The organism is Nodosilinea sp. LEGE 07088, from assembly GCF_015207395.1.
GTDB lineage: Bacteria > Cyanobacteriota > Cyanobacteriia > Phormidesmidales > Phormidesmidaceae > Nodosilinea.
Map to the genome: position 1 here is coordinate 1 of NZ_JADEWX010000246.1, position 6,580 is coordinate 6,580.

Below are 6,580 nucleotides of genomic sequence, written 5' to 3' on the forward strand. Positions count from 1 at the left end.
AGTTATGGACCGACTGGGCACTCCAACTGATAGCGCTCAAACCCCATAAACATCGCTATTTTCAGCGTGGTCTCTATGCTCTATCCCTGATGCAGCAAGCTCTTTAGGTACGTTGTCACCCGTTAAGGCCGCCGGCAAGGTGCAGTTGGCTTGGTACGGCGGTAAGTCGTACATTGAAGCGGCCAAGCGGGCTGATGCGGAAGTATTCGCTCGGGTGATCAACGAAGATGGCACTAAGGGCTACTACTCTCACCTGATTACCAACGTCAACAACCCAATCGTCCAAGAGATTGATCTCGAGGCTGGGAACGGTGACCAGTACATTTTAGAGAATGGCCAAGACTTAACCTTTGCCTTTAACGACCCCAACTCGACCTCTGGGTTTCTGGTTCCCAATTACTATGTCTTTGCCAAAAACAGCGTCGACCCAAGGACAGCCTTCTCAGAGGAGCCTATCTTTGCCGGCAGCCATGAAGCGACCCTACAAGCTGTAATCAATAACCAGGTCGATGTGGCCACCAATAACAGTGAACAGCTCATCAACCTTGAGAAGAATAACCCTGAGGATCTGAAGCAGGTACAGGTGATTTGGACCTCCCCTGAGATTCCCAGCGACCCCATTGCCTACCGCAAAGACATGCCCGACTGTCTGAAGGCATCGATTAAGGATTTCGTCTACAACTACGACGATCTAGCCATCCTCAATCCGCTGGGCTGGGCTGGCTTTGAGGCCGCTAAAGACGCCGACTGGAACCCCATTCGCGAACTCAATATCGGCACCCAAATCGCTGAGATTGAAGCGGATGAGACCATGTCTGCCGACAGCAAAAAGGAGCAGATTGACGCTCTGAAAAAAGAGCTGGCAGCGCTCTAAGTACTCTAGAGTCTACCCAATTAGGTAAACCCAAAGCGTATCGAATGTGGGGGCGCACGGGTCGTGCGCCCTAGATTGCCTTCGCTATTCAGACAGCACTAATAAAAATAAAGCCGTGACTAAACTTTCTATGCCGACCGATCCTATGCCGACCGATCGCGCCACCATGGCCAAAAAACTGGATGCTTCTCCAGACGTTCAAGCGATGCTGGCGCAGGAGCGTCCCCTGATTACCGTAAAACGAGTGGTCTATGGGATGATCGCGATCGCAATTTTGATGGGTGCCGCTTACCAGAGCGAAATTAGCCTGGGAGAGCTGATTCAAGGCTCAGGGCGGATGGCTAAATCCATTTCCCGCTACTTCCCACCCGATTTTTCTAACGCGGGGTTTCCCAAACTGGGCACCGATCTCTGTCCCCGGCAGGCGCTGCTGCTGCCGCTGGGCTTTAATACCCTCTGCATTCCCCTAGAGGGCTATATTCCCGAGATTATTGAAACCATCGGTATGGCTATCTGGGGCACGTTACTGTCTGCGATTCTGGCTGTGCCCCTATCAGTTGTCGCCGCTGAAAACGTCGCTCCCTACTGGCTGGTGTTTATTGTGCGGCGCTTTTTAGACGCCATGCGGGCGATCAACGAGATTGTCTTTGCGCTGATATTTGTGGTGGCGGTGGGTCTGGGCCCCTTTGCTGGAGTGCTGGCGTTGTTTGTTCACACCACAGGCATTCTCGGCAAGCTGTTTTCAGAGGCGATCGAGTCCATTGAGCCCGGCCCGGTAGAGGGCATTCGCTCCACTGGAGCCTCTAAGGTACAGGAGGTAGCCTTCGGCATTATTCCTCAGGTGATGCCCCTGTGGACCTCGTTTACGCTATATCGCTTTGAGTCCAATGTGCGATCGGCTTCGGTGCTGGGGTTTGTGGGCGCGGGCGGGATTGGCTTTTCCCTATTCCAAAGCATCAAAGGGTTTAGGGAGCCCCAGGTCTGTGCCATTTTGATTTTGCTGGTGGCTTCCGTGGGCATTATTGATACCCTGTCGTCTAAGCTGCGCCAGCGGTTGGTCTGAGGTTATTTCTAAGCCCAGCAGGAGTACCGGTTGTGGTTGAAGCATTCTCATTTTGGTTGCTGGGGTTCACGGTGGGTACCATCAGCGGCCTAATTGGCATTGGGGCGGCGTTTTAATTACCCCGGCCCTGATCTTTACCACAGTCTATAAATTGTTTTTGGACAAAAGGAGATGTCATAGCTGTGAGAAGACTGCCATAGTCCAGATCGAACTTTACTTCATCTCCAACCTTTAAATTGTGGTTGTTGCTATCGATGATCATATGATCGCTACTAGAGCCTAGTATTTCTAGCCTGTCATCTACTTTCAAGCCGGATACCAAAATATCCTGTTTTCCCAAGGCAATAATTGCTCTCTGGCGGGTGCCTCTATCTTGAAAGACAGGGATATTCCCAAAAGCATCTTGACAAATATCTCCAAACGGCAAGGATGGCTTTTTCTTAGACTCAATCACTTCGGCAACAAGCTTAAATGCCTGAGTGTATAAACCCGGAATTGCCTTTCGGTTAACGGTTTCACAACCCAGAAGAATTGACTCGCCCAAGCGGAGATTATTAATTCTTCCGACATCTTGAGCAGCTTTATACCACTCATAGTTGGCTGAGTTTCCGCCCGATACGATTTCCAAATCAATCTGAAATTCTTTTTCAATGAAGTCAACTCGCTCAGAAAGCTCTTGCATATTCTTACTATCTGGCTTCACGCCACCGTAGCAAGCTAAATTACAGCCAATCCCCACAATTTTTACATGAGGCAAGATCAGGCTTGCTCTGACAAATTGAGCCAGATCGCAAGGAAGAATTCCTTCCCGCAGATCACCCAACTCTACCATGAGAATTATCTGATGAATTTTATTATCTGCGTTTGCATAATAAGAAAGCTTCTTCAAAATTTCAATTTCGGAATTAAGACTGATATCTGCAATCTTAACAACAGCTTCTGCCTGACTTAAAGGAGTGCGCAGAAGAACAAAACGAGATGATATGCCAGCAGCCTTCATCCTTTGAATATTTTCAAGGCGAGAGTCGGCAATATATTTGACCCCGCCTTGAACCATAGCTTCGATAACGGCAGGCTCTCCCAGTACGGCCTTAGAAACCCCCATTATAGAAATGCCGTTTTGCCCATAAAGCTTAGACAGCATCCGAGCATTAGCTTGTATTTCAGATAGATTAATTTCTATCCTTGGCATAGAGGATTGCATTTATTTTGCGGGATAGGTATAACTATCTCGCCACTAAAACAGGTCTTTTATTTGGTTTACCTTGCTCTATCTTCTGATTTATCCTTGGAAAATTAGCGCCTAGGGCTTGAACTATTTTTTGACATCCATAGCTCAATACATCAGTTACAGGAAGCTGAAATTGCTCCTCATAATTTTCTATAATGCCCAAAATTTCTGTGGGCAATAGATTCTCATGGCTCAATGTAATTGCTACTACCTTAGCGTTTGAGATCGTTTCAATTAGTTCGATTTCATTCTCCAGGGTTGGCATCAACAAACTGGGGAAATCACATCGATACTTTCGAGCGGGTGGATGTTGCAGGATAACGCCATCAGGCATACTTCCTTTCAAGATGCCTAATGAACTCATGAAAGCAGGGTGACTCAAGGCACTTTGACCCTCGACCAAAATAATATCGGGATTTTCGTGCTCAAAGGCTTGCATAATAGAATGTTCTATTTCACCAATGACAAACTGAGAAATTAGAGCATCGATCGATACGCCATACATGGCCCCCTGCATCAAACTCGTTTGCCCGGTGGCGATTAATACCGACTTAATGCCGAGATGATTGAGAGCTTTGTTGAGTTCTACGGCGGTGGTCATTTTTCCGCAGGCACAATCAGTCCCTAATATAGCGATTACAGGAACGTTAACTTCAGATATCCTTCCCGTAAAGACATGTAAGTCTTTTAATTCTGGAGATTTTCTAACGTCTTTAATGTGGACATTATTTTGAGCTGCGACATCGGCAAATTCTCGATCTTCGGAGAAAAACTGATGCAGACCATTAATAATATCCATGCCATGCCCCATGGCTTCTAGGATTAAAAGTCTTTCTTCGCTGGCTATGCAAGCCTCTAAAGGAGCTTTGCCATAAATATAACAGTGAGGAGTCTCTGGAAGACGATCTAAAGCATCATTTAAATTAGCAAAGATGGGAATATTGCTTCTTGGTTCCCCTAGTACTTCGCCAGCATCACTGCCAGCTAAACAGCTATCAATAACCCCAACAATAGTGTAGATTTCGGAGTGCCGAACCAAGGCAGCAGCAGTTTTCCCGTCTACCAAGCCAAATTGACTTTGGCAGTAAATCAAAGCCGTCTTTTTGATTTTCATTAAGTTGATGTTTGGTTAAATGGCCTCAATTGCTCGCGGAGAGTGCTCTTAGAGTTGCCAATTTCTCTAAGAATGAAGAATTTTTCATAGGAAAAGACTACGTCAGAAAACGTACTGTTTTCTCGCGCTAACCGGAAACCTATGTAATAGATTCTGCGAAACCTGGCAAACGCTTAAAGCAACTAAACGATGCGTTTTGTGTGGCGAGACTCTCAAACCTTAGTTGAGATTGTAGATTCAAATACTCATGTGCATTTTATGGTAACACAGATTACTTTTTAAAGTTATTCGGGGATGTTTACCTGCTATGAAATAAATGTTGTGGGCCCAGCTTCTGGGCTAGTTAACTGACAAAACTTGTGAGCAGAATCCTCGAAAGCCCTCTCCCGAGGGGAGAGGGAACCGGAAAAGTGGATTGGCTCCCCTTCTCCTTCGGAGACGCTCCACGAACGCCCTCTGGGCGAGGGGTTGGGGGTGAGGGGCGGATAACTTTTGTCAGTCAACCAGGCTTCTGGGTTAGGCTAAGTTGGCTTAACAGTAGCGTAGGACTCGATCGCTCACCCGCAACCCTGAGTAGCTGCTCTGATGACGCGCGCAAGCTATCGCCGTCCAGTCAGATTTGTCGTTAGGCGTGTGGGTTGGGCGGATGAAACCGGGGATGGAGGCGATCGCGCACTAGCTCCCCGCCTTGCAAATGCTGCTCCACAATCCTCGGCACATCCGCAGCGGTAACCCGGCAGTACCAGGTATTGCCGGGCATCACCTGCACCGTAGGCCCAGCACTACACTGGCCCATGCATTCACTCTCAGTCACCAAAATCGTTGAGCTCTGGTGCTGCCTAAAGGCCGCCAGCACCTGCTCCGAACCACCACGATCGCACGATCGATGCCGACATACCTGCACTAGCCAGCGCTGCGGTCGCTGAGAAAACGAAGCCATTGCCATCAAGCCTGTGCCTACTGCTATCTATCAGCCTGGCACAGATTTGGTGTCGGCGTGGCATTTCACAATTCATCGGGTCAGTGAGAGGCGCGATCGCAGGTAGCCAGCAACTGATCAATCCACACGGCATCAACCGCTCCACGCAGTCGCTGCTGCTGCTGTTTCAGGTGCTCATCGCTGAGGCTGGGCTGGAGCCGCGCTACCATTACATCGGCTTCTTCCAGCAAGAAGTTGAGGAGTGGCTCGGTCTCAGCCCGGCGCAAAATTTCTCCCATGCGCTCGGCTGCCCCCGAGTCGAGGGTAGGCTGCAGGGCAAGTTGGCAATATTCATACACCGTAGGGCGGTAGACCAGGGCGCTACCGAACCAGTTGTCACGGTCTGGCATGGGAATCTCCTACCGCCATCAACCGGGGAGTACATGGGCCCAGTCGAGAGCTCAATTTATAACACAGCAACGGGTCGCCCGCATGGGCAACACGACGACTCAAGAACTACCCACCCAGACGCAGATTGCACTGGAGGAGGTTCCTTACTTGAGGGTTAAGTGTACCCAGATGATCGAGCGTGACACAGGTACTAGGTGAAGACTATGCGCAATCACCACATTTGCTTAAAGCCTTGACAAAGCTTTTTCTCAAGCTGCTACCAGTGCCCCCAGCAAGCTTTGAAACAGAGCTAGCCCATCCGTACCCCCCAGTACCGCATCGGCGGCGCGCTCAGGGTGCGGCATGAGGCCCAAGACGTTGCCGGCTGGGTTGCAGATGCCAGCAATATTATTCAGTGAGCCGTTGGGGTTGTCATTGTCCGCCACAGTGCCCTCGGCGCTACTGTAGCGAAAGACAATTTGGTTATTGGCTTCAAGCTCGGCCAGGGTAGCCTCGTCAGCGTAGTAGCAGCCTTCACCGTGGGCGATGGGCAGCGTAATCGCCTGGTTTTTGCTGTAGCCCGCAGTCCACAGCAGATCGGTACGCTCTACGCGCAGGGGCACGCGATCGCAGATAAAGCGCATATCTCGATTGCGCACCAGCGCCCCCGACAACAGCCCCACCTCGGTCAAAATTTGAAAGCCATTGCAAATGCCCAGCACCAGCTTACCGGCGTTGGCGTGCTCAACCGTGGCCTGCATGGCGGGCGAAAAGCGGGCGATCGCCCCACAGCGTAGATAGTCGCCGTAGCTAAAGCCCCCGGGCACCACCACCACATCTAGGTCGCCTAGATCGCTGTCTTCGTGCCAGACCATACGGGTGGGCTGCCCGAGAATGTCGCGGGTAACGTAGGCGACGTCGCGATCGCAGTTGGCTCCAGGGAAGACGATAATGCCGAATTTCATGGGGAAAGTGGGGAGGGTGAGGGG

Annotated in this window: 7 protein-coding genes; 2 read left to right on the top strand and 5 right to left on the bottom strand. The window is 50.1% G+C overall.

What is annotated here, in order from left to right; translation table 11 throughout:
• The first annotated feature begins 112 nt into the window (after positions 1 to 112).
• Entirely contained in the window at positions 113 to 874 is a 762-nt protein-coding gene (gene phnD, locus IQ254_RS28730) for a phosphate/phosphite/phosphonate ABC transporter substrate-binding protein (protein ID WP_228041198.1), read from the top strand.
• A gap of 205 nt (positions 875 to 1,079) precedes the next feature.
• Entirely contained in the window at positions 1,080 to 1,937 is an 858-nt protein-coding gene (phnE, locus tag IQ254_RS28735) for a phosphonate ABC transporter, permease protein PhnE (RefSeq protein ID WP_193969581.1), read from the top strand.
• Between the two features lie 112 nt (positions 1,938 to 2,049).
• On the opposite strand, the gene IQ254_RS28740 is transcribed toward phnE, so the two are convergent.
• The 5 genes from IQ254_RS28740 to purQ all read right to left on the bottom strand — a co-directional run bounded on the left by IQ254_RS28740 (position 2,050) and on the right by purQ (position 6,556).
• Positions 2,050 to 3,141 (bottom strand): alanine/ornithine racemase family PLP-dependent enzyme, encoded by a 1,092-nt coding sequence (locus IQ254_RS28740; RefSeq protein WP_193969575.1) that lies wholly within the window; start codon positions 3,139 to 3,141, stop codon positions 2,050 to 2,052.
• 22 nt (positions 3,142 to 3,163) lie between these two features.
• Entirely contained in the window at positions 3,164 to 4,282 is a 1,119-nt protein-coding gene (locus IQ254_RS28745) for a DUF1611 domain-containing protein (protein WP_193969576.1), read from the bottom strand.
• Positions 4,283 to 4,907: 625 nt separating this feature from the next.
• On the bottom strand, positions 4,908 to 5,222 hold the full coding sequence (locus IQ254_RS28750; RefSeq protein ID WP_228041199.1) for a ferredoxin: 315 nt from the start codon (positions 5,220 to 5,222) through the stop codon (positions 4,908 to 4,910).
• A gap of 80 nt (positions 5,223 to 5,302) precedes the next feature.
• Positions 5,303 to 5,611, bottom strand: a complete 309-nt coding sequence (locus IQ254_RS28755; protein WP_193969578.1) for a hypothetical protein — start codon at positions 5,609 to 5,611, stop codon at positions 5,303 to 5,305.
• A gap of 249 nt (positions 5,612 to 5,860) precedes the next feature.
• On the bottom strand, positions 5,861 to 6,556 hold the full coding sequence (gene purQ / locus IQ254_RS28760) for a phosphoribosylformylglycinamidine synthase subunit PurQ (RefSeq protein WP_193969579.1): 696 nt from the start codon (positions 6,554 to 6,556) through the stop codon (positions 5,861 to 5,863).
• Between the last annotated feature and the right edge of the window lie 24 nt (positions 6,557 to 6,580).

What these genes read in the sequence shown, in the direction of transcription:
- IQ254_RS28755 (WP_193969578.1), bottom strand. Translation starts at nt 5,611, where the DNA reads ATGCCAGACCGTGACAACTGGTTCGGTAGCGCCCTGGTCTACCGCCCT.
- IQ254_RS28740 (WP_193969575.1), bottom strand. Translation starts at nt 3,141, where the DNA reads ATGCAATCCTCTATGCCAAGGATAGAAATTAATCTATCTGAAATACAA.
- IQ254_RS28745 (WP_193969576.1), bottom strand. Translation starts at nt 4,282, where the DNA reads ATGAAAATCAAAAAGACGGCTTTGATTTACTGCCAAAGTCAATTTGGC.
- IQ254_RS28750 (WP_228041199.1), bottom strand. Translation starts at nt 5,222, where the DNA reads ATGGCTTCGTTTTCTCAGCGACCGCAGCGCTGGCTAGTGCAGGTATGT.
- purQ (WP_193969579.1), bottom strand. Translation starts at nt 6,556, where the DNA reads ATGAAATTCGGCATTATCGTCTTCCCTGGAGCCAACTGCGATCGCGAC.
- phnE (WP_193969581.1), top strand. Translation starts at nt 1,080, where the DNA reads ATGCTGGCGCAGGAGCGTCCCCTGATTACCGTAAAACGAGTGGTCTAT.